At 44.8% G+C, this 22,830-nt stretch carries 25 protein-coding genes; 1 reads left to right on the forward strand and 24 read right to left on the reverse strand.

Annotation, left to right across the window (positions count from 1 at the left end; genetic code table 11):
* Positions 1 to 8: 8 nt before the first annotated feature.
* The 14 genes from DW922_RS05250 to guaA all read right to left on the reverse strand — a co-directional run bounded on the left by DW922_RS05250 (position 9) and on the right by guaA (position 9,721).
* Positions 9 to 419: a single-stranded DNA-binding protein gene (locus tag DW922_RS05250; protein ID WP_049946959.1), complete on the reverse strand. Its 411-nt coding sequence runs from the start codon at positions 417 to 419 to the stop codon at positions 9 to 11.
* Between the two features lie 619 nt (positions 420 to 1,038).
* Positions 1,039 to 1,248: a DUF6219 family protein gene (locus DW922_RS05255; RefSeq protein ID WP_009300563.1), complete on the reverse strand. Its 210-nt coding sequence runs from the start codon at positions 1,246 to 1,248 to the stop codon at positions 1,039 to 1,041.
* A 75-nt stretch (positions 1,249 to 1,323) separates the two neighbouring features.
* Positions 1,324 to 1,848, reverse strand: coding sequence for a flavodoxin family protein (locus DW922_RS05260; RefSeq protein ID WP_008119059.1), 525 nt, complete (start codon positions 1,846 to 1,848; stop codon positions 1,324 to 1,326).
* A 24-nt stretch (positions 1,849 to 1,872) separates the two neighbouring features.
* Positions 1,873 to 2,430, reverse strand: a complete 558-nt coding sequence (locus tag DW922_RS05265) for a hypothetical protein (RefSeq protein WP_118726028.1) — start codon at positions 2,428 to 2,430, stop codon at positions 1,873 to 1,875.
* A gap of 45 nt (positions 2,431 to 2,475) precedes the next feature.
* Positions 2,476 to 2,781, reverse strand: a complete 306-nt coding sequence (locus DW922_RS05270; RefSeq protein ID WP_028087788.1) for a hypothetical protein — start codon at positions 2,779 to 2,781, stop codon at positions 2,476 to 2,478.
* 105 nt (positions 2,782 to 2,886) lie between these two features.
* Positions 2,887 to 3,981, reverse strand: a complete 1,095-nt coding sequence (locus DW922_RS05275) for a DUF6017 domain-containing protein (protein WP_028087787.1) — start codon at positions 3,979 to 3,981, stop codon at positions 2,887 to 2,889.
* Between the two features lie 24 nt (positions 3,982 to 4,005).
* Positions 4,006 to 4,872, reverse strand: a complete 867-nt coding sequence (locus DW922_RS05280) for a ParB/RepB/Spo0J family partition protein (protein WP_026650282.1) — start codon at positions 4,870 to 4,872, stop codon at positions 4,006 to 4,008.
* A complete protein-coding gene (locus DW922_RS05285) occupies positions 4,862 to 5,668 on the reverse strand; it encodes a ParA family protein (protein ID WP_026650281.1) in 807 nt (268 codons plus the stop codon). The genes DW922_RS05280 and DW922_RS05285 overlap by 11 nt, the downstream gene beginning before the upstream one ends.
* A complete protein-coding gene (locus DW922_RS05290; protein ID WP_044925303.1) occupies positions 5,640 to 6,032 on the reverse strand; it encodes a hypothetical protein in 393 nt (130 codons plus the stop codon). Before DW922_RS05290 ends, DW922_RS05285 begins: the two co-directional genes overlap by 29 nt.
* 3 nt (positions 6,033 to 6,035) lie before the next feature.
* The gene (locus tag DW922_RS05295) at positions 6,036 to 7,115 is read right to left on the reverse strand and encodes a site-specific integrase (protein ID WP_024854000.1); all 1,080 of its coding nucleotides are present in this window, start codon (positions 7,113 to 7,115) and stop codon (positions 6,036 to 6,038) included.
* A gap of 2 nt (positions 7,116 to 7,117) precedes the next feature.
* Complete coding sequence (locus DW922_RS05300) at positions 7,118 to 7,315, reverse strand: hypothetical protein (RefSeq protein ID WP_024853999.1); 198 nt, start codon at positions 7,313 to 7,315, stop codon at positions 7,118 to 7,120.
* Complete coding sequence (locus DW922_RS05305) at positions 7,312 to 7,530, reverse strand: hypothetical protein (protein ID WP_008393122.1); 219 nt, start codon at positions 7,528 to 7,530, stop codon at positions 7,312 to 7,314. The genes DW922_RS05300 and DW922_RS05305 overlap by 4 nt, the downstream gene beginning before the upstream one ends.
* A complete protein-coding gene (locus tag DW922_RS05310) occupies positions 7,523 to 7,750 on the reverse strand; it encodes a hypothetical protein (RefSeq protein ID WP_008705329.1) in 228 nt (75 codons plus the stop codon). The genes DW922_RS05305 and DW922_RS05310 overlap by 8 nt, the downstream gene beginning before the upstream one ends.
* A gap of 426 nt (positions 7,751 to 8,176) precedes the next feature.
* Positions 8,177 to 9,721 (reverse strand): glutamine-hydrolyzing GMP synthase, encoded by a 1,545-nt coding sequence (gene guaA / locus DW922_RS05315; RefSeq protein WP_118543702.1) that lies wholly within the window; start codon positions 9,719 to 9,721, stop codon positions 8,177 to 8,179.
* Between the two features lie 700 nt (positions 9,722 to 10,421).
* Between guaA and DW922_RS05320 the strand changes: the two genes are divergently transcribed.
* A complete protein-coding gene (locus DW922_RS05320) occupies positions 10,422 to 11,594 on the forward strand; it encodes a DUF4349 domain-containing protein (protein ID WP_118726029.1) in 1,173 nt (390 codons plus the stop codon).
* 83 nt (positions 11,595 to 11,677) lie between these two features.
* On the opposite strand, the gene ytvI is transcribed toward DW922_RS05320, so the two are convergent.
* The 10 genes from ytvI to DW922_RS05370 all read right to left on the reverse strand — a co-directional run bounded on the left by ytvI (position 11,678) and on the right by DW922_RS05370 (position 22,694).
* Positions 11,678 to 12,790: a sporulation integral membrane protein YtvI gene (ytvI, locus tag DW922_RS05325; protein ID WP_118726030.1), complete on the reverse strand. Its 1,113-nt coding sequence runs from the start codon at positions 12,788 to 12,790 to the stop codon at positions 11,678 to 11,680.
* 231 nt (positions 12,791 to 13,021) lie between these two features.
* Positions 13,022 to 14,080 (reverse strand): histidinol-phosphate transaminase, encoded by a 1,059-nt coding sequence (hisC, locus tag DW922_RS05330; protein WP_118726031.1) that lies wholly within the window; start codon positions 14,078 to 14,080, stop codon positions 13,022 to 13,024.
* A 135-nt stretch (positions 14,081 to 14,215) separates the two neighbouring features.
* Positions 14,216 to 15,412, reverse strand: a complete 1,197-nt coding sequence (locus DW922_RS05335) for a pyridoxal phosphate-dependent aminotransferase (RefSeq protein WP_118726032.1) — start codon at positions 15,410 to 15,412, stop codon at positions 14,216 to 14,218.
* A gap of 155 nt (positions 15,413 to 15,567) precedes the next feature.
* Positions 15,568 to 16,857, reverse strand: a complete 1,290-nt coding sequence (locus DW922_RS05340) for an O-antigen polymerase (RefSeq protein ID WP_118718462.1) — start codon at positions 16,855 to 16,857, stop codon at positions 15,568 to 15,570.
* Between the two features lie 100 nt (positions 16,858 to 16,957).
* Entirely contained in the window at positions 16,958 to 18,673 is a 1,716-nt protein-coding gene (ptsP, locus tag DW922_RS05345) for a phosphoenolpyruvate--protein phosphotransferase (RefSeq protein WP_118726033.1), read from the reverse strand.
* Positions 18,674 to 18,706: 33 nt separating this feature from the next.
* The gene (locus DW922_RS05350) at positions 18,707 to 18,970 is read right to left on the reverse strand and encodes an HPr family phosphocarrier protein (protein ID WP_118718463.1); all 264 of its coding nucleotides are present in this window, start codon (positions 18,968 to 18,970) and stop codon (positions 18,707 to 18,709) included.
* Between the two features lie 16 nt (positions 18,971 to 18,986).
* Positions 18,987 to 20,345, reverse strand: a complete 1,359-nt coding sequence (locus DW922_RS05355) for a CdaR family protein (RefSeq protein WP_118726034.1) — start codon at positions 20,343 to 20,345, stop codon at positions 18,987 to 18,989.
* Positions 20,323 to 21,219 carry a diadenylate cyclase CdaA gene (cdaA, locus tag DW922_RS05360; RefSeq protein ID WP_243032064.1) on the reverse strand — a complete coding sequence of 299 codons (897 nt, stop codon included), beginning with the start codon at positions 21,217 to 21,219 and terminating at the stop codon, positions 20,323 to 20,325. Before cdaA ends, DW922_RS05355 begins: the two co-directional genes overlap by 23 nt.
* A 91-nt stretch (positions 21,220 to 21,310) precedes the next feature.
* Positions 21,311 to 22,270, reverse strand: coding sequence for an ABC transporter permease (locus tag DW922_RS05365; RefSeq protein WP_118726035.1), 960 nt, complete (start codon positions 22,268 to 22,270; stop codon positions 21,311 to 21,313).
* Positions 22,248 to 22,694, reverse strand: a complete 447-nt coding sequence (locus tag DW922_RS05370; protein WP_118718465.1) for a hypothetical protein — start codon at positions 22,692 to 22,694, stop codon at positions 22,248 to 22,250. The genes DW922_RS05365 and DW922_RS05370 overlap by 23 nt, the downstream gene beginning before the upstream one ends.
* Positions 22,695 to 22,830 lie beyond the last annotated feature (136 nt).

Genomic DNA, 22,830 nt, shown 5'->3' on the forward strand with positions numbered 1-22,830 from the left:
TTGTCCTCCTATCGAAATGGCATTTCTTGTTCAAGTTCTTCTGGTATATCGAATGGAATCTTCCTCTTCTCTGCTGGTTGAAATCCGTCAGATTCTTCTTTTTTTGTTTTGGCTTCTGCAAACTCTACATTATCCATAATGACTTCGGTATAATAGGATGCAGTTCCAGTCTGTTCATCTTTGATCTGAGAGATTACCAACTCTCCGGAAAGAGCAATCTTAATTCCTTTTTCAAGATATTTCTCCACAAATTCTGCATTATTTCCATAAGCTGTGATCATCACTACAAATGCTTTGCTTGTGCGATTTCTTTTTACTACCAGTGGAAACCTAGATACTTTGGTTTGTCCCTTTTGCGTAGATGTCAGCTTAGTTTCTGGATCTCTGGCAAGTCTACCCATTAAAACAATCGTATTCATTCTTTTTGTCCTCCCTTTCTTCCTGCAACACCCTTCCCTGGTATTTCAAACAGGATAATAATCTGTGCATTTTCTGCACGAAAAAATGAGGAATGGATTCGAACCATTCCCCACTTGCTACAGGATTTCTCCTGTAATATAAATAAGAAAATCTAAGTATTCACATTTGGGCTTTGTCTGTACATATACATCTGATCGTTATCATTCCAGATAACCCGGCTGTAAAAATACAGTCACAGTCTCTGTTTCAGCAGAGGTCCTGTACCCTTCGGTGGTATCATTATTGCTTCGCTCTTCCCGTAGGAGTCTTCGCCTGCACGAGCCGGATTATCTCCGGTAAGCATGTTCCTCAAGATGTATCAGCTCCTTCAATTGTCAAGGTGCAATCGGAAGAACTGTCTGAACCTCTTTTACGTTTGTGATTTTTGGAAATCAGAGGATTTTCAATTTGCCTTCCATATACTCTGTATTGGGAGCGACAAAATCGGACATGATTTTAGAAATTTTTTGAAATTATTTTTTGAAGTGTAAAAAGATATAAAAAAAAGATGCCAGGATTTCTCCTGACACCATAGTGACTATGCCAACTTCGTGCCCACTGGGCACAAGGTTGATTGTATTATTCTTCATTTCCTAATGATATTGGTTCTTTCTTTGTTTTCTTGTTTTTAGATATCATCTTATGACCTGTGTAAATAGCCATAATCATACAAAGCAAAGAACTTGCCGCAAAATATTTATGGCTTGATTTTGAACCTTTATATCCGCTATAAAAAGTTCCTAGCATCGTTATCAATGCTCCGACAGACCAATATTCATGAGCTTTCATTCTAACATCTCCCTTTGTGTTAATTTTAATATGTACCGTTTGATGAAATATGCAAACAGGAATTTGGAACGTGCTTTATAAATTTTTTCCGATCCCCTCAAGTTCGTTCATGGAATCCTTGTTTTTTTCAAGTTCATCTCTGGCTGTTGCATAATATGATTTTTTGAAAAGCATATCCCATGAAAGATATTTTGCCATACAGTCAAACTGCTTATCAATCAGCTCATACTGGATACTGTCTACGGGAGAACCGCCTACAACAATCGTGCCAACTTTTTTATTTTTTAACTGCAATCCACGGCAGTAGCACTTATCAATGATAAGTTTCAATTGTGCTGACATTCCCCACCAATAAACTGGTGTAGCAAAAAGAATCATATCTGCGGCAGCAATTTTATCAATTGTAGGATTTGTATCATCCTTATCGACGCATCCCTTAGAGCATTGACAGACACCACATCCCTTGCATGGTGCAATGTTGAGTTTGTCAGGTTCAATGATTTCAATTTCATTCTTTTCTGATGCTCCTTTTATAAATGCATTGATTGCTGTCAGCGTGTTTCCTTTTCTGGCACTTCCATTAATGATTACAATTTTCATGCGTGTATCCTCCAACTTCCGATTTCATGATATCATTTCTAATACAGATTTTACCGTATTTTTCAGATTCAGTCCATCTTTTAATCCCATTCGATAGAAAAATTCTTCTGTTTCTGCTCCACTGCTAAAAATTGCATTACAGTATTCCGTAATCACTTCTTCCTGTTCTTGGGATAACGTTTCCAGTAATTTCTGGTATTTCTTATCAATCTCACTTACTGGCTCTTTATCCTGCTTTAACTTCCATTCTGAATATGCTTTCCCCATATGCTCTGTAATTGTCAGATTCACAAATTCCTGCACTTCCTCGGATATGGTGCTCGCAGATTCCTGTTTATCTTTCTTTTTATCATTTGATTTTTCAAGTGTCGTGTCATCAATATAACGAATGATTTCTCGAATATTTGACTTCATCGACTGCAGATATCCTTTCATCAGCACAGCTACTTTTCTAGCATCCGATTTTTCGGTTTCTTTTTCCAGCATATAAAACTCTTCCAGTTCTTTCAGAATATCCATCCCTGCTTTCATCTGAAATTCCACCTCAAGCAAATCATCCATCACTTTATATAATTCTTCCATTGTTTATTTCTGCCTTTCCATATAGCGCCACTATATTTTCCACAATCATCCAAAAATAAATTCCTGTAATCCACATTTCACAACTTCAATTACTGCAACTATCCCCATACCGATATGTGGGAGTAGAACAAACACTACTGTCGTAATAATCGCTGATTTCATTGTCCAGTCCGTACTGATTCCAAACCCAATACTCAAAACTTCTGTCACAACAGAGATTCCGGCTATCAGATAGCAGAATCCAGCAGATAACCCAACCAGGAACACCAGCACAATATTCACCGCTGCAAGTACCAGCCAAACAGGAGCTGCAATAATTCGAAATGGCAGTTTTATCATAAATCTCAACATAATTCTTCCTCCTACTTTGTGCCCAGTGGACACAAGGTTATTTTAGCATATCTGCCAGATATGACTATCTCTTTTTAAACTTCGTGCCCAGTGGGCACAAAGTTCTTACCTGTCTGGAATATCCTTCCCCCAGTACATGTCATGTCGAACTTCAGCATCATAAAACTGATTGATTGTTGCAGGAGCGTTATACAATACCGTCAGCATATACTGCCGGATATTCTTCACTTTGCTTGTACTCCTGTCAAGACTGAAAAACACATACTGGATGTGTTCATACCCGACTTTGAGCAAACGGCTCTTGACCACTTGTGTAGGCACAGCTTCCCCATTGATCTGTTGATATGTCTTTGTCGAACATATTGCATCCAGCATCAGCTCTACCAGCTCTTCTACTCGTCCAGTTCCATAGCTCTGACAAAGGATCTCATATTCGATATTATCATGAATTAACTGTCGATACTCATTTCTCTCCTGTATCCTATCTCTCCCTTTCTCTTGTTCAGATAGATATTGATAAGATTCATTCTCACTAAATTCAGTATAATTATATTCAGTATTATTACAGTTTGTTTTTGAAACTTCTTGAAGTTTGTTTTCTAAACTTCTTGAAGTTTGTTTTTCAAACTCCTTGAAGTTTGTTTTTGAAACTTCTTGAAGTTTATTTTTCAAACTTCCTGAAGTTTGTTTTTCAAACTTCTGTGTATTTACGGGCTTTTCCGGCTCTTTTTTTGCATATTCTTCTATTTCTGTCTCTGTATTTTCTTTTCTCTCTGCTACATTTTCCGGTGTTTCTTCCGAATCAAAGATTGCTGGCTCATCTGGATATTCTGTCAGGCTGAAATTTTTCACGTAAATAACATTTGTTTTTCCAAGTCCGATTCGCCTCTTCTCAATCAATCCAATCCCTTTTTCCTGATCCAGCTCTTTTAGACAATTCACAGCCTTATTCCTGCCACAGTTAAGCATTTCCATAATCTCTTCCACCGAAAAGAAAATATATGCCCTGTCCTCTTCATCAAACCACCGGTTCTTGATGGACAGTGACATCCGGTCTAACATCAGTCCGTACAGCACCTTTGCTTCGCAGGAGAGATTTTTAAAATATTCACTTGTAAACAGCAGTTTGGGAATACGATAAAAACTGTACATATCGCATTCCATTCCTTGAAAATAATGGAATGTTGCTCTTATACTCATGACACATCCCTCCCTTCGTACTTATCAATGATTCTGATTGCTCCATTCCTCCAAAAGCTGACATATAACAGTCCGTATCTTCTGTTCATCATACTCTGGAGGAAAATACTTCTTAATTTCATCCTGTTTTAATGTTACCGTTGTTTTCTTTTTACGCTCTCCTATAACCAGGAGCCGCACAATCTCTTTTGTCAGCGTTTTTTCTTCTCGATGTTGCCTTATTTTTTTTGCCTGTTCCAGACTTGGATATTTTCCGGTACTCTCATGCACTTCCTCCACCATCTCCTGTTCTGGAACCGTAAGGTAGGAAAGCTCTACACCTACCTGCAATCCGATTACATCACGATCTACTGCGTTTAATAGGTCATTCATCAGATAAGTAAGCCGGATATAGCGATACACCTGCCTTGCACTGTCATTTGCGTTCTTTCCAATGTCTTTCGCACTGATACCGCCTGATGTTCCCTGATGATTCATTGCTTCCATCTTCATACGGTAAGCAAATGCCTTTTCACTTGGGAGTATATTAGGTCTCTGCAGATTGCTGTCTACCATCGCACGGACAGCTGTATCTTGATCCATATTTCTGATAATAACCGGAACCTCTTTAAGACCAGCAAGTTGTGCCGCATGTCTCCTTCTGTGACCGGCGATGATTTCATATTCACCATCACCCAGCGGTCGTACCAGTAATGCTGTAAGAATTCCCTCTTCTTTCACACTTTCCACCAGTTCCGCCATTGCCTCATCATCATTTACTTGAAATGGATGGTTCTCGAAAGAATGTAAATGCTCAAGTGAAACCTGCTGGATATCGTTCGTTTCTTCTCCTCCTCCAAGTAATTCATCATAAGATGTCAGTTTTATCTTCGATGCACTTCTACCTTTCATCCAAAAGCACCTCCTGTGTCATCTGCCAATATGCAGCCGCTACTTTTCCTTTTGGATCATGCTCAAATATGCTGATTCCTTCCGCACTGATTTCAGCTGCTCGTACTGAAAATGGAATACTCTGTGGAAAAATCTTAATCTGGTTTCCATATGTATCAAAAATCAGATCAGATATATCTCTTGCATAGTTCGTTCGGTTATCCACCATTGTGATCAATATACCTCCAATTTTCAGTTGTTTGTTAAGCTGTCTTCGCACCTTTCCTATCGTCCGTATCAGCTGTTCTAGACCCTTTACAGGAAGATAAGCCGCCTGGACAGGTATAATAACTGCATCGACACTGGCAAGTGCATTGATCGTCAGCATTCCAAGTGATGGCATACAGTCAATCAATATATAGTCGTATTCTTCTCTCATTCTTTCTATATATTGTTTTAAGACAAGTTCCCTGCTCATAATATTTACAAGTGAAACTTCCATTCCAGAGAGTTCGATGTTTGCCGGAATCAAATCAATTCCTTCCTGGTGATGTAAAATTCCCAGTGTATTTTCAAATAGTTCATCTTCTACAATCTTTGTCAGAATAGTAGCCAGTGTGATTGGTAATTCATCTGGGTTATGATACCCAAGACTTGCTGTCATACTTCCCTGCGGATCATTGTCAATCACAAGCACTTTCTTCCCTGCTTTTGCAAGTCCGACTGCCAGATTCACGCAACTTGTTGTCTTGCCAACCCCGCCTTTTTGTGAACACAATGCCAGCACTTTACAATCCTTCATTACTTTCTCTTCCATCCTTTTTATCCTCCCATAAATAACTTGAACCTTTCAGCATCCATAATGCTGCTTCCAAAAATGCAAGATACCGTTCTGTCATACTATCAAGAACCGGTTCTGAAATAACTGGTTTTTCAGACTTCAAATCTTTTGCCACATCCTCCAAAACCAAACTCATTTCCTTCATTTCTGACCGGATAATCTCAATTGTTTCTTTCTTTCCAACAACACATACATGATTGTAAATGCATGATCGGACGATATAATCCTGTTTTTTCATTCCGCTCACTTTCACTCGTTCTTCAATTGTTGCTTTTTCATAAGAATTCACCCGAAAAGAAATGGTCGTTGTGTTGTGTTTTCCATGTCTGTCACCAGCCATCGCTTATTCCTCCTCTTCCTCATGTTTCTTATCTAGCAAACCTGCTAATTTACTCTGTGTAGACGGATACAGATGTGAATAAGTGTTCAACGTGGTTTCCACCTTTTCATGTCCAAGGCGTTCTGCAATCTCCAATGGAGCCACCCCCATATCAACCAGCATACTGGCATGGGAATGGCGGAGATCATGAAGTCGTATCCGCTTTACACCAGACCGCTCGATTCCGGTAGCCATACAATGTTCCATATGCGATTTGGTAAACCGAAAAAGTCTTTCCTTTTTCATAATTCCATACAAATGACTGCAATACTCCCTAAATTCCTCTGCAAGAAAATCCGGCATCGTAATCACACGGATACTCTTTGGAGTTTTCGGCTGCGTGATCATATCCTTTCCTTTCAGTCTCTGATAAGATTTATTGATTGATATGGTTTTCTCTTCAAGATTGATGTCATTATAAGTAAGTGCAAGCAATTCACCGATACGCATTCCGGTCCAGTACAACAAAAGAAACGCCATTCTTGTCTCCGGCTTATCACTTACTGTTTCCAGAAAAGCATTGAACTCTTCCTGCATCCAGAAGTCCTTCGGTTCTCCTTTACTCTTGCCAATCGCTCCTGCCTTCCTGCAGGGATTATCCTGCAGGTTATAATACCGCATTGCATAATTGAAGATTGCAGTCAGCTGGCAGTTCACTGTTTTCAGATAAGTAGGAGAATATCCTTTTCCATTCTTATCCTTATACGTCAGCAACTCATTCTGCCATGCACGGACGTCTGCCACCGTAATTTCACTGAGAATCTTCTTTTCAAAATAAGGCTTGATTTTCAGGTCAATAATATATCGCTTCGTGTACATAGTGTTTTCTCTGAGACGGACATCCATATCTTTGTAATAAATCTCCAGAAAATTTCCAAATTCAATATCCACACCCTGGCTCTGCTGTTGCAGGAAATCTCTTTCCCATTCCTTAGCTTCACCCTTGGTCCTGAATCCTCTTTTCTGTTTTCTTTTCCGATTTCCCTGCCAGTCTTTGTAATAGACCTGTACTTTCCAGTTTTTTCCTTCTTTGTAAACCCCCATTGCTAATCCTCGACTTTCATGCCATAAATCTTTTCTGCCAGGAATTTCGTAGAGATTTTTCCAGCTACTACAATATAGCCTTTTGCCTTCAATTCTTTGTTGTATTCTCGCATCAGACTATATGCATAAGTTTTTGAAACTCCAAGAATTGCACACACATCATCCACATCCATATACATTTTTTCCTGCATCATACTCATACCGCTTTATCCTCCTTCAAATACTGCTCAACATGTTCCAGACCATAGATCTTGTCCTCTACATAGCGGGTTGGCACCCGACCGAGAATCACATAATAGTTCTTGCTTGCCAGATCGGCATTCATTCTTTCCACTACCCGGTAAGCAAACGAAACTGATAATCCAAAGAGTTCTGCAATGTCTTCCACTGATAAATACATTTTTCTCTTACGCATGAAACCATTCCTTTCCCTCTTCCTGTGGAATCTCACAAGTATCTTCTACTCCGTAGAAACGCTTCACAAAATACTTTGTCGGAACTTTTCCTCTAAGCGTCAGGTAGCCCTGTTCTTCCAGTTCCTTGTTCAGATTTCCGATGATTTCATAAGCCGATGTCTGTTTTACTTCCAGAAGTTCACATATATCGGCTGCCTTTAAAAATAATTTATTCTGCATAATCAGTACCTCCTGTGTTTTGAATATTTATCTCTTCATATACTCTGTACTGGCAGATGCAAAATCGGACATCATTTTCCGAAATTTATCAAATTTTCTTGTTTTTTAATTCTCCATCAGTGTGATTACTGTGTCATGGAGTTTAAGCTCATCGAAAGTAAAGAACCTTTCTGTGGTATCTGTTTTCTAAATGCAGGCAACAAAAAAACAGTCTGCCTTGACGAAAATCACTTCAATCAAAACAAACTGTTCTTCATATTTACTCTAATTTTATTTTATGAGAATAACCGATTTCACGAAATTTGCAGGTGAATCTGGAATATAAACAAGAGAAAAAAATAATTTTTAAACTCCATTTGCACTCCATTTGGTCTTTTCGACACCCCGCAAAGCCTTTATTTATGGGCTTTTCCGCGATTTTTCAAGCTACTCAAATTCTATTGTTGCCGGCGGTTTCCCAGTGCAATCATAGAGTACTCTATTCACATGCTTCACTTCATTTACGATTCTGCTGGCTACCTTTCCAAGTACCTCCCACGGAATCTCTGCTGCTTCTGCGGTCATGAAGTCGATGGTATTTACCGCTCTTAATGCGATCGCATAGTCATAGGTTCTCTCGTCGCCCATAACACCGACGGAACGCATGTTGGTCAGTGCTGCGAAGTACTGTCCGATGCTGCGGTCGAGACCTGCGTTTGCGATTTCTTCGCGGTAGATGGCATCTGCCTCCTGTACCATTTTTACCTTCTCAGCGGTTACTTCTCCGATGATACGGATGCCAAGTCCCGGCCCCGGGAATGGCTGACGGTATACCAGCTTCTCCGGGATACCGAGTTCCAGACCAGCTTTGCGGACCTCATCTTTGAACAGGTCACGCAGCGGCTCGATGATTTCTTTGAAATCAACGTAATCCGGGAGTCCTCCAACATTGTGGTGGGACTTGATGACAGCGGACTCGCCGCCCAGACCACTCTCTACTACGTCCGGGTAGATGGTTCCCTGTACCAGGAAGTCTACTGCACCGATTTTCTTTGCTTCTTCCTCAAATACACGGATGAATTCTTCGCCGATTATCTTACGCTTACGCTCCGGCTCTTCTACGCCTTTCAGCTTTGCGTAGAAACGCTCCTGTGCATTGACACGGATGAAGTTTAAGTTGTACGGGCCGTTCGGACCAAATACTTCCTCAACCTCGTCTCCCTCGTCCTTACGGAGCAGACCATGGTCTACAAATACACAGGTCAGCTGGTCACCAACTGCCTTTGCCAGCATAACAGCTGCTACGGAGGAGTCTACACCGCCGGATAACGCACAGAGCACTTTACCGTTTCCGACTTTCTCACGTACTGCTTTGATGGTGTTTTCTACAAAAGCATCCATCTTCCAATCGCCTGCGCAGCCGCACACTTCGTACACGAAGTTGGAGAGCATCTTGGTTCCCTCTACGGTATGCAGTACTTCCGGATGAAACTGGATTGCATAGAGATTCTTCTCTGCACACTCTGCTGCTGCCACCGGGCAGTCCGGGGTATGTGCAATGATCTTAAAGCCAGGAGCTTCTTTCTCAATGTAGTCGTTGTGGCTCATCCAGCAGATGGTCTTCTCGGATACATTACCGAACAGCTTGCTGGACTTGTCCACGGTTACTTCGATTTTTCCATACTCACGGACAGGAGCCTTGCAGACATGACCGCCTAATACATGGCTCATTAACTGAGCGCCGTAGCACAATCCCAGTACCGGAACGCCAAGTTCAAACAGCTCTTTGCTGCAGGTTGCTGCGCCCTCTTCATAGACACTGTTTGGGCCTCCGGTTAAGATGATACCCTTCGGATTCATTTCTTTAATCTTTTCAATATCGGTCTTGTAAGAATAGATCTCACAATAAACATTGCACTCACGTACACGGCGGGCAACCAGCTGATTGTACTGACCGCCAAAGTCGATTACAATAATCTTCTCTCTGTTCACGAGTCTTCCTGCTACTAAAAACACATACAAATACGTATATGCTAGATGATTCGCTATAATCTCACGATTTATAGTTACTGCTTCAACGTGTATGTTTTTGACTGTTTGATAACATATCTACTCACAAATTCTTGTACACTCCACAGTCGTAAATTCCCGACTAAGCCATCGGTACATATCTGCAAATTTTCTTATGATTCAGTGCAGATTCATCTAAATAGCTTTTCCTTTCTTAATATTTTTGTTTTACTACTTGGTTTTCGTAGATTTATACCTTTGTCCAAACGTCACCATCAAGGTTCTATCCTATAATTAGCAAGACTGTTTCAACCTGCATTGGCTACTTCTCGACGTTTCCGACTGCTTTTACGTCAGCACAAACGAATACTCTGGATTTTGAGTATCTTTGAACACAGCGGTTCACTTTCATAAACACGTTTTATTACTTAATAATCTCTCCTAATTTTATTGTGATAAGGCAGGCGCATACTTGCCTTATCATGGTATATCTTACGCTATTATACCTAAAATCATTGTACTATACAAGTAGATTCGAAAAAAATCCATTATTGTTGTTTGTGCAATATTCACTAGCAATTTTTCCTTACAATTCACTTTCCAAGCACTTAAGATTCTCTGGAACGCCTTGTTTTATTTCCAGAATATGGGATAATGAAAGCAAAGAGAGGAGGACGTGATCATGAAAAAATATCCATTCAAAACAGGTGAGGCAAAACATAAACTTCTTACTGCTGCCCTTTTCCTTTCCCTGCTTTCCAGCAGTCTGACCGCCTGTGGTTCTGCATCGCGAAGTGCTTCTAATGCCTCATATCTTACAGAAACAGCCGCCGCATCCTACGACGTGGCAGCAAACAGCGGATTTTCCGGCGGAGCTGGCATGCCTGCAGCCTTTTCCAAATCTGAAGCCGCATCTTTCCGTTCCAATGATGCAGGTGATTCCGTGGAGGAAGCTGCGGTCGACGCAGGGGCATACGTGGCAGATTCAGACACTTTTTCAAATGGATCCGAAAGCACAGAGCTTCCGCAAAATGCAGCAGCAGCCCAGGATCCTACCGAACGCAAACTGATCCGCAACGTCAATCTGGATCTGGAAACACGCGAATTTGATACGCTCCTGCAGTCTGTATCCGATGCCGTTGCTTCTTTCGGCGGCTATATTGAGCAATCGGATGTTTCCGGCAACAGCTTAACCTGGTCCGGCAATCAGTCCCGGCGTTCTTCTAACATGACGATCCGGATTCCGGCAGACCAGCTCGATGCATTTCTTTCCGAAGTATCCACACAGGGAAATATCACCTATAAGAATGAAAATGTCCAGGATGTCACCCTGCAATACACCGACATAACAAGCCGGAAAAAGACTTTGCAGGTAGAACAGGACCGTCTTTGGGCTCTTTTAGAAAAAGCAGACTCCGTAGATGCCGTGATTGCACTGGAATCCCGCCTGTCCGAAGTACGCTATCAGCTTGAATCCCTGGAGTCCCAGCTGCGAACTCTCGACAACCAGGTTGTATACAGCACGGTTTACCTCTCCATACAGGAGGTTCAGGTACTCACCGCCACCGACCCGGACACCATTCCGGTCCGCATCCAGAAAGGATTTGCACACAGCCTGAACCAGTTACAGACCGCATCCGTAGACCTGCTCGTATGGTTTGTATCCAATCTCCCGATCCTGATCGTACTGGCCGTTCTGATTCTGGTCATCGTATGGATTCTGCGGAAAATATGGAGGAAACGGAAGCTGCGCAAAAACACGCTAAATCCAACTAATAAAGCAAAAAACAACAGCGAATCAGACATCAGTACCAAAGAAGACTCATCCCCATCCAATAACAATATCACACAGTAACGAACGAGGGCCGAAAGGTTTCGTCCCCGCCATTCGGCGGGGACGGAACCTTCCGGCCCATTTGTGTTTACTGTACGATATTGTTACTTGCGCACTTTCCTCACTTCTTCTGCCAGCTCCTTCGCACTTTCGATCATCCGGTCGAACGCACCATATTCATAGAGATTCATCACAAAGATCCCAATCGGCACGGCGATGATCATGCCGGATATCCCATGAAGTTTAAATCCCAGATACAGAAAAACCAGCGTCCACAGCGGGGGAAGTCCCATGGAATCACCCACGATCTTTGGCTGGATCACCTGTCGGATTACCTGCGTCAGTACATAAAGAAGCGCAAGCCCTGCTGCCAGCGCGTAATCCGCAGACAAAAGCTTAAACAGTGCCCACGGGATCAGAACCGTTCCGGTTCCAAAGAGCGGCAAAAAATCAAGAATCGCCACCAGCACACCGAGCAGGAATGCATACTTGATTCCCAGAATCAGAAACCCGGCAATCAGGATAGCACCTACGACAAACATAATGCGGAACTGGGCAAGAAAATAGCCGCCAATCAGTTTTTTGACATCGTTTTTTAAATACCGGCCATAATCTTTCGCACTTTCCGGCAGATATTTTTTCCAGAATTCGATGATTTTATCCTGTTCTGCAATGAAGAAATAGGACGAAAGAATCGTCACCACAACATTGACCAGTGCATTCGGAATTCCCTTTGCTACATTTCCAGCCACTTCCACCGTCGGCGATGCGATCTTTTGCACCAGCAGGCTGGCGGCATGACCGATGTTTCCAACCAGTTCCTGCCAGCTTGCCTGCACATCGGCCGGAAGTCTGGAAAACAGGCTGGAGAACCGGGCCGCAATTGCCTGCAGGTCTTCCGATAATGTATCATATAACAGCGGCAGGTCTTTTGCCAGTTCGACTGCCTGCATAACCAGCCGCGAGATCAGGAAATAGCCTAGTCCGATGATCAGTGCCAGTACCGCGATCACAATCAATGCAGAACTGTGTTTTCGCACGATTTTTACCTTACTCTCCAGAAAACGGACCAGCGGGTTTGCGATCATGGCAATGATCCAGCCGATCACAAATGGCATGAAAAATTTCAAGAGCTTTGGTCCCAGCAGGCAGACCAGTAAGATCTCCACTGCCGGAACCACAATATTTAAAATCAAACGGGCATAACGTCTGTCCATACAATCACCTTCTTATCCTTATCTGCCTTACATCAGATTACGTGGAATCAGTGGACTGTTTTCATACTTTTCCCCGATCATTCTCCTTTTATTCTTCCCAAAATTCATGATCGCCAAAATGCCCTTATGGTCCGTTTCTGCTTTTCTGGCAGCCATCCAAGCACAAGCGGCCCAATTTGCTTCATTTCCATTGATTTTCCAGCTTTTCCCAGCAGGAAACCGCAAAATAACCTACTCTGCCAGATATTTCTCCAAAAATGCAAACAATGCTTCCATCTCTTCCCGCGTACCGATGCTGATGCGCAGATAGTTAGAAAGGCGCGGCTGATCAAAGTAACGCACATAGATCTGCTGCTGTTTCAATTCCTCAAACAATTCTTTTGCAGGGACACGGCTGTGGGACGCAAAAATAAAATTGGACATGGAATCCGGGAAAGTAAAGCCAAGTTCCGTCAGACGGGTTTTGGACCATTCCCTGGTATCGATGATCTTCTGCACGGTTTCCTTGAAATAGGCATCATCTTTCACAGCTTCGGTTCCTAAAATCAGGGATGGCATGTTCATGGTGTAGGAATTATAGGAATATTTCACATCATTAAGCGCCTTGATGAGGTCCGGGTGGCCGATTGCAAAGCCAATACGCATACCAGCCATGGAACGGGACTTACTAAAGGTCTGTACGACCAGCAGATTCTCGTATTTCTGGATCAGCTCCAGGGCTGATTTTCCGCCAAAATCGATATAAGCCTCATCCACGATCACCACCACATCCTGATTGTGACGGATGATATCCTCTACGTCTTCCAAAGATAAGAGAAGTCCGGTCGGTGCATTCGGGTTCGGGAAGATCACTCCGCCATTTTCACGGTAATAATCCTCCGGACGGATGCAAAAGCTTTCATCCAGAGCCGGTGTCTCATAAGGAACCTGGAACAGATCTGCCCATACCTTATAGAAGGAATAGCTCACATCCGGAAATAAAACCGGCTTTTGGGAATTAAAGAAGGTCAAAAAGCTCATGGCAATGACATCGTCTGAGCCAACGCCTACAAATACCTGATCATCTCCCACACCGTAATACTCCGCCAGCACATGGACCAGCTCGGATGCCGTCGGGTCCGGATACTTGCGGAAACATTCAATTTCCATATTTTTCAGCGCTTTTTCTACCCCTGGTGCTGGCGGATATGGATTTTCATTGGTATTTAACTTGATCAGCCGGTCCCCCTTCGGCTGCTCCCCCGGTACATAAGGAACTACTTTGCGGATATTACTCTCCCATGCTCTCATCTTCGTGTCCTCCTGTCGTTTGTCTGTCCGAATAACAGCTGCTGTGCCAGGCAAAGCTTTGCCATCCGGCACAGCAGCTGGTGTAATCTCAGATTCTTTTTTCCGTACATGTTCCGTGCAAGACTACCTCGGATTTTAGCACAGTCCGTATTCTTTTGCTACTGCCTCGAATGCCGGCAGGGAACGCTCAATCTGCTCATAAGATACGCAGTAAGCGATACGCACATAGCCAGGACATGCAAAAGAGCTTCCCGGTACCAGTAACAGGTTATGCTTCTGGGCCTGTGCACAGAATTCTTTATCATCTGCGACCGGAGCCTTTACAAAAAGATAGAAGGCACCCTCTGGTTTGATGCACTCGAAACCGAACTTCTTTAAGCTGTTGTAGAGGAGGTTGCGGTTTTTATCGTAAGCGTCTAAGTTGACTGCAGCGCCTTTCTCAATACAACGTTTGATGACTCTCTGGATCAGGGACGGCGCATTGACACAGCCCATGACGCGGTTTGCGATAGTGGCTGCCGTGAAGACCTCTGCACTGTCTGTCAGCTCATCCGGGATCACCAGATAGCCGATACGCTCACCAGGCAGGGACAGGGATTTGCTGTAGGAATAGCATACAACCGTGTTTGCGTAATATTTTGTCACATACGGTACAACCGCTCCGTCGTAAGCCAGCTCACGGTACGGCTCATCAGAGATCAGCACGATCTCGGTTCCAAGCTCTGCGCTCTTTGCACGGAGAATGTCTGCCAGACGGGTGAGAGTTTCATCGGAATAAATAACACCGGTCGGGTTGTTCGGGGTATTGATGATGACTGCCTTGGTACGTGCCGTGATCTTTTCTGCAAACTCCTCCAGGTTTGGCTGGAAGTCTTTCGTATTCGGTGAGACCACGATCAGCTTTCCATCGTAGTTGCGCACATAGTTACCATACTCTACGAAGTAAGGAGCAAAAGTCAGGACCTCATCCTCCGGGTCCAGGATGGTCTTTAAAATGATGTTCAGGCCGCTAGCTGCTCCTACGGTCATCAGGATATTACCCTGGTGGAAATTTGTCTGGAAACGGCGGTTTAAATCCTGTGCGATGGTCTCCCGCACATCCTCATAGCCGGAGTTACTCATATATCCGTGAACAAAGGTGGAATCCTCTTCCTTCAAAGTCTCGATGATGGAGTCTTCTACCTCCTGCGGTGCCGGTACATTCGGATTTCCGAGGCTGAAATCGTAGACATTTTCTGCACCGTAAATAGCTGCCAGGCGCTTTCCTTCTTCGAACATGACACGGATCACAGAGTTATTCTGGACCAGCGGATTCATTTTTTTTGAGATCATTTTCATATCCTCCTCATCACAAAATTGTTTGGTATCACATAACTGCTTGATAGCTTCGCAGTTACGGCATATAGCAAAGCAGCTCCCACCAGATTACTCTGTAGCGAAAGCTGCAATGTATTCCTTTGCATTATTATACAGGATTCTTTATAAAATTACCAGCGGCTTGCCCTCAAATGGTAAAACAAAGCCATAGCACCTGTCACGATCAGGTAAAACCAGGTTGTCGTATTGGAAAACCAGGTCGTAAAAAAGGATAGCATCAGGTATGCTGCAAGCTGCGCATACAGCAGATACCCAAGCGGATTTCTCATTTCCCGGAGCTTTACCACCAGAATATAGGCAATGGCACCGAGGATACAGGAAAAAATCAGGACTCCGATCCATCCAAAATCATAGTAAGCATCGTAGAACAGCGTCAGGGTCGTGAGTTCTGTCTTATCCACATAAATCGGGAAATTAATCAGCTGCGGGAAGAAAAATTTCAGTCCCGACAATGCCCACAGCGGGAACAAGCCCTTCAGTCCAAAACTATGTCCCGGCAGTGCCTCCACCAGACAATTGAAGTTGTCGTAGTTATTGGCAATGTAAATATACGGCTGGCTGATGAAGATCGGCATGGATGCTCGCTTCATCTCAAAAATTCCATTCAAATACTCAATGTTATGGCTTCTCGCCACTGTCAGGATCAGGTAAAACGGAAGCAGCACCGCAAACAGCGCTAAAAGCCAGCCCGGATGGAACATTTTCTGCAGGGAAATGTAGGTAAATACTGCCAGCAGCACTGCAAATACAAGCTGAAACCTGGATACGCAAAGAATCGGGACCAGCAGGGAAATGCCGGTCATGATGAGTGATGCCATGAGAAGCTTCTCGCTTCCTCTTCCATTCCGCATATGGATGTAAAGCACGGTAAGCGATGGCACCAGCACACAGGAGACCGTAAAATAATGAACGCCTGTCAGATGAAATTCCGAGTAGGCATGCGGCACCCCGCGCAAAAACAGGGGAACATAGCCCAAGGTCACGGCCTCTGCGATAAAACAGCCAAACGATAATACCGTCAGAACGCAGATCATGGTAAATACTGGCTTTGGATCACCGGAAAAGCTTCTCCAGCGCCCATAGCCATCGTACCCGGAGCCATACACACGGACCAGTATCTCAAATACCAGCCAGAAGCCTATGTACGCCAGGAACAGGCAAAACCAGGTCATGCGGGACCAGTCGGTCTGGAGATTGCTAAGCTTCATACAGGCTAATCCCTCGCCGCCTACCCAGAATAAAGAAAACAGTCCACGCAAATGGATCAGGTTCTTATATTTCCGGTAATCCTCCATGTAAAGCCATCCGGCTGCTGCCAAAAGCAGCAGACCAGATATCAGGTAATGGCCAAACCTTGCCAGAATATAAGATGCCAGATAACAGATCACGTAGACTGCCATATTTCTTTCTCCTCGTGTGAATGTATTTGTGTAGCTGTTTTATCGTTTTATAAATGGCTGCCTCCTGCAATGCAGGTGACAGCCGAAAATCTAAATTTCATTAAGCCCGCTCAGCAAACTCTCTCATATATGCTTCCACCTCTGCCGCAGTCGCAAAGCTCATGGCCTTGTCGGCCACCGCCTGAAGCTCACCGATGCTATAGCTGGTGATCAGCTTTCTGGAATACAGGATTGCAGATGCACTCATACTGAACTCATTTAAGCCAAATGCCAGAAGCAGCGGGATCATAAGAGGATCGCTTGCCGCCTCGCCGCACATGCCTACCATAATGCCAGCCTCGCGGCCACAGGTAATGATCCGCTTGATGCTGCGAAGCACTGCCGGGTTAAAGGTAGAATACAGGTAAGATACCTTGTCATTTCCGCGGTCCACAGACATCGTGTACTGGGTCAGGTCGTTGGTTCCGATGCTGAAGAAGGCTGCTTCCTTGGCAAATACATCTGCCATCAAAGATGCTGCTGCCGTCTCTACCATGATACCAACCTCGATATTCTTCTTGTACGGGATATTTTTCTCATCTAATTCCTTCTTGATCTCTTCGATCAGTGCCTTTGCCTCGCGAAGCTCTTCGATGCAAGTCACCATCGGCACCATGATCTTGATGTTGCCATAAGCACTGGCGCGAAGCAGAGCACGAAGCTGCGGCTTGTATACATCTTCCTTGCGGTCCAGACAGAAACGGATCGCACGGTAGCCCAGGAATGGGTTTTCGTCTTTGGTCAGGCCCATATACGGGATTTCTTTATCGCCGCCGATATCCAGGGTACGGATAATGACCGGCTTGCCTTTCAGGCCTTCTGCCACAGCTTTATATGCCTCAAACTGTTCTTCCTCGGTCGGCATTGCTGTGCGGTCCATAAATAAAAACTCTGTGCGGAAAAGACCAACGCCTTCTCCATCGTACTGGAGAACCTTTTCTAAGTCTTCCGGCTTACCGATGTTTGCGACCAACTCAATATGCACGCCATCCTTTGTCACGGTTTGCTTGCCGATATACTGCTCCAGCTCCTGCTTTTCTTTCAGGAATTTTTCCCGTTTTGCGGAGAATTCATCTACAACCTCCTGGTCTGGATCTACATAAACAAGACCTTCACTGCCGTCTAACACGATTACATGACCGTTGTGGACCTGGTTCATTAAATCCGGAACTGCAACAACTGCCGGAATTTCCAGCGCACGGGCAAGAATCGCACTATGGGAGGTCTTACCACCCAGCTCTGTCACGATACCAGTCACATGTTCCGGGTTGATTCCTGCCGTCATGGACGGGGTCAGGTCCTTCGCTACCAGAATGCTGCCTGCCGGAAGCGATGCGATGTCCACACTCTCTATCCCGAGCAGCTCCCGCTGCATACGGGTCTTAATGTCGCGCATATCGGTTGCACGCTGCTGCATCAGCTCGTCATCCATTGCTGCAAACATATCTGCATAGGTCGTACATACCTGCTCGATCGCATATTCTGCACAAATGCCTTCGCCGGTAATGGCGGTTTCAATTTCCCCAGTCAGCATCGGATCCATCAAAAGCATCATATGGCCCTGCATGATCTCCGCTTCCTTCTCCCCTACTCTGGTTGCGAGATCTGCTGCAAGCTCCTCGGTTTTCTTAAGAGTTTTCTCGAGCGCCCCCTTAAAGCGTTCTACCTCAGCTGCTGTGTCTGCAACTGCCTCTCTCTTGATCACCAGTTCCTTTTCTTCTACGATCACGGCGTTCCCAATGCCGATTCCAGAAGAAGCGTTTGTACCTTTTAACATGATACGTCCTCCTTATTAATTAATTATTTATTATTACTCCCCTAGCCCACTCTCAATGACTCCAATGATTCCGTCAAGTGCCTCCTGTTCATCCGGTCCTTCGCAGATGAACTCTACCTCGTCCCCGCATTTGATGCAGGCACCCAGTACACTGAGCACACTCTTTGCATTGGACGTGGTATTTCCAAAATGGAATTTAATGGAGGACTTATACTTGATTGCCTCATTGCAAAGCACCCCGGTAGGGCGAAGATGAAGTCCCGATACGTTTCTGATAACAATTTTTCTGCTAACCATGTTATCCCTCTTTCTGTCAGCCGGCGCTTGCGCCGCTCGTCTCTGTGTCTTGTAATTTTGTCATATCATTTTCATTGCTGGTCTCTGATTCCGTTGTTTCTTCCTCGGATGCAGTGGTCTGCTCCAGCTGCGCTGTCGGTCCACCGGCCGTAACTTCTATACTAAATGCGGAAACAGAAATCAATTTAAAATTCTTGCCAAGTCCACTCATACCCAGATTTCCGGTATGGGAACCAAGCTGCAGGCCAGACAGATTCAGCGTAGCTTTTAAATCTGCCTGCTTTAATGTGTCAAGATCTTCCTTTAAGCCCTGAAGCTTTACCTCGATCCTGGACGGGGACAGATGGTAATGATAATAATCTGCTCCATTTTCCATGGAAATATCCGACTCCGTCAAAGTGATCGTGCGGGTAGTAAGCTGTTCCACCTTCAGGCGGATGGTAATCGTTGTATCGTCTGCGTTCGCCAGGGTGACGCCCTCCGGAAGATAATCATTTAAGTTTACGGTAAGAACCTTGTCCTGGGTTGCCCCGTACACGCTCAGTACGGAAGACGGAATGGTTATCTTATTGACCGCTGCCAGACTATTTTTCAACCCAAGCACGGATACACTCTTCACACTGCACTCCACTCCTGTGTACTGGTACCCAGACGCCGCAGCTCCTGTCACCTCAAAATCGAGCGGCAACGTTTTTACCTTGCTGATTTCCAGACTGTACTGAATCTCAGCAGGACTCACGCTCACCCGGTCGCTGACGGTAATCTCGTTGCCGTTGGCATCGTAAAAGACCGGCTCAGCAGTTCCATCCGTACTGCTTTCCAGACCATTCACATTCAATTCAATTCCCACATGGTTGATCAGGCCAACCTGGGAGGTCGGACCTTCTATCGTTACATGGTCCGGGTTCAGGATTGCTTTGTTGATCGCATAGTCCTCAGCCAGGCTGCCATAGGTGTTCATGATCAACGAAAACTGCTTGTTCTGCAGCTCCTCCGTCTGGATACGGACTACGCCCGGCCTGCTTTCTGCATTGGAGACCAGTTCTTTATTATTTAGTACCTCGATCTTTACCTGCACAGAGCCTGTTACATCGTAGAGCTCTGCCAGATCTACATAGGCGCGGAAATCTGATGAACGGATCTTGTATGCATCCTTGGTCCGCACATCAAAGTACACGGTTACTGTATCTTTTCCGCCCAATTCATAGGTTCTTCCTGCCTTGGTCAGGACCTGTTCGTTTACAATCTCCAGCGGGACCTCTTTGCTTCCTGTCACCTCCGGGTTTGAAACATTGACTACAACAAGCCATACAAAAAACGCCAGAAAGCAGGAAAGAATCTTAAGTCCAAGGTTATTTATCAGTTTTTCTTTCATTTCTGCGCTTTCCCTTCCAAATCTTTAACAGTGTGCCATTGGTTTCTTCCTGGGTTTCTGCTACTGCAAGCGCCCTTCTCAGATCGTCTGCTGTAGAAATTCTCCTCAGTCCGCCTTTTTCCACTACCGAGACTCTTCCGGTCTCCTCCGACACGACCACGGTAAGACTGTCCGTGATCTCGCTGATACCGACTGCCGCACGGTGCCTCGTTCCCAGGTCCTTACTGATGGTCATATTATCGGATAACGGCAGGTAACAGGTTGCCGCCGTAACCCGGTTGCCACGGATTACAACTGCACCGTCGTGAAGCGGTGTATTGTGTTCGAATATATTGATCAGAAGCTGGCTGCTGACCAGACCATTGATCTCAATACCGGTCCGCTCGATTTCCTTTAAGGATACGTTCCGCTCAATTACCATAAGTGCCCCGGTCTTTACTTTTGCCATCTCAAAGGTAGCCTTCACAATTTCATTTACGGTACGCTCAGAAAAGCCCTGGTTTTCTTTATTGTCGTCAAACGAAAAAAGCTCTGAGATCAGATTCCTGCTTCCCAGCTGTTCCAGGGCCTTGCGCAGCTCCGGCTGGAAAATGATCACCAGTGCTGTTACCGCAATACCACCGGTCTTTCCCAGGATCCACAAAATAGTGTCCCAGTGAAAGATCGCTGCTGCTACTGCAAATGCCATGATCATGGCAATGCCCCGCATCAGATACCAGGCTCTGGTGCTCTTGACCCATAACAATGCGTAATACACCAGGATCGTCAGAATGATGATCTCGGTGATATTAGAAAATGTAATTCTTGGCAAAAAGGAGATCCAGGAGCGCATGCCCTGAAAAACCATCTCCAAATTCTGGAATATGCCAACCATACCTGGTCCTCTCTTTCTATTTCATTTGCCGGACACGCATACGTGTACAGCAATTGAGGTGCCGGCGCCTCCGTGTCCAGCAGCCTTTCATTTACCGTATATTTCTGCGCTCATGTCTGCCTCTTGCCGGATCGTTGATGCGCTGGACCTTAACATCGGTTCTTGCAACGGCTACCTTCGGCACTGCCTTCACATAGTATACGTAATCGTCGTCCTCATACTGCACATACTCTGTACGGGTATAATCTACCGTAAAGACAAAAAAATGATATAGCAATGCCACTAGCAGGGAAACCAGTGCACCCGCCAGAAGCTGTGGCACCGGCATGGATACATGGAACATAAAATCTCCCACAAATACTGCGGCGAGCTGTGCAATCGTCCCGGTCACGATTGCAATCTCCCAGGCATAATCCAGAGACATATTATGAAGCATATAAACGCAAAGGATTCCAACCACACATACCATGATCATGACTGCCATTTCCTGGTTGGAAAGCAGCCCACGGATGATCTGTACAAATTTCTGGGTAATATCAACCGATGCATCGTTGGTCAGTACCCCGGCATTCTGTTTCACATAAGAAATAATGAAATAGATCACAACGCCGCTGCTTACCGGGATCACAGAAAGAAGGCTGCCGGATAAGCCTGCTAAAAGCGGCACAGCGAACGGGATCTTCAGTAAAAATGCCATAGGAGCCAGCACCAGCCAGAAGCTGTCACCGGGCTGAAAGCCATAATACAGCAGGATCAGAATGATCAGGACCACAGCCGTGATCAGTGCAGTTTCCATGGAAACTGCATAAATGTGCGCCAGCATAACGATACCCAGCAAAAAGCCGATCGCCCCGTAAGGAAGAAATGCGCTGATCACCGCAATAGCCAGCATGGCTACCATACTGGTCAGCTCTGTCTGGTAACCAATATTTCCATTTAAGAGTGTTACCGCTGACATACTATATAAAAATTTCACGGCACCATTCACCAGTGTCGCATACCTTCCGTAAAATTCCTTCAGCCGTTCTTTAAGTGCGAGAAATATCATCATAGCGGCTGCCCTCCTTCGTCAGTTCTCTGGTACGACTCTGAACATCATACCGTTTTTCCAGCCTTTTCAGCTTTGCGATATAAACGCGCATGCCACGCCTTGCATATTCGTAGCGTTTGCTGCTCACAAACCAGGTTATGACCAGATACAGGACCAGACCTGCCAGATACAGGACTGCACCAGCTTTTGCGGCACCAGCCACCTCATCCAGCTCCATAACATTCAGCAGACGCTCCATGCTGTACAATACCCAGATCAGCGCACATAAAATGAAGCAGACCGTATACACAAAGAAGGACCGCATGATACGGCCACTGATATAATCGCTGCGGAAAAAGCGGTTTGCCGGAGCGATGTGCTTGCCTTCCCGCTTTTCAAACATGGCAATGCTTGTCATCAGCTTGATCTTGTCTTCATTCAGCATAAAAAATGTTCTCCATCATCTATTAAAAAGAATATTCGTTACTCGTGACTTTGTCACTCGTTTGCCTCGTCGTTCGCCGAAAACATGTAAACATCTTTCTGGCTCTCTTGCACTCGTTACATTTTAACACATTTAT

The organism is Clostridium sp. AM42-4, assembly GCF_003480105.1.
Lineage (GTDB): Bacteria > Bacillota > Clostridia > Lachnospirales > Lachnospiraceae > Brotaphodocola.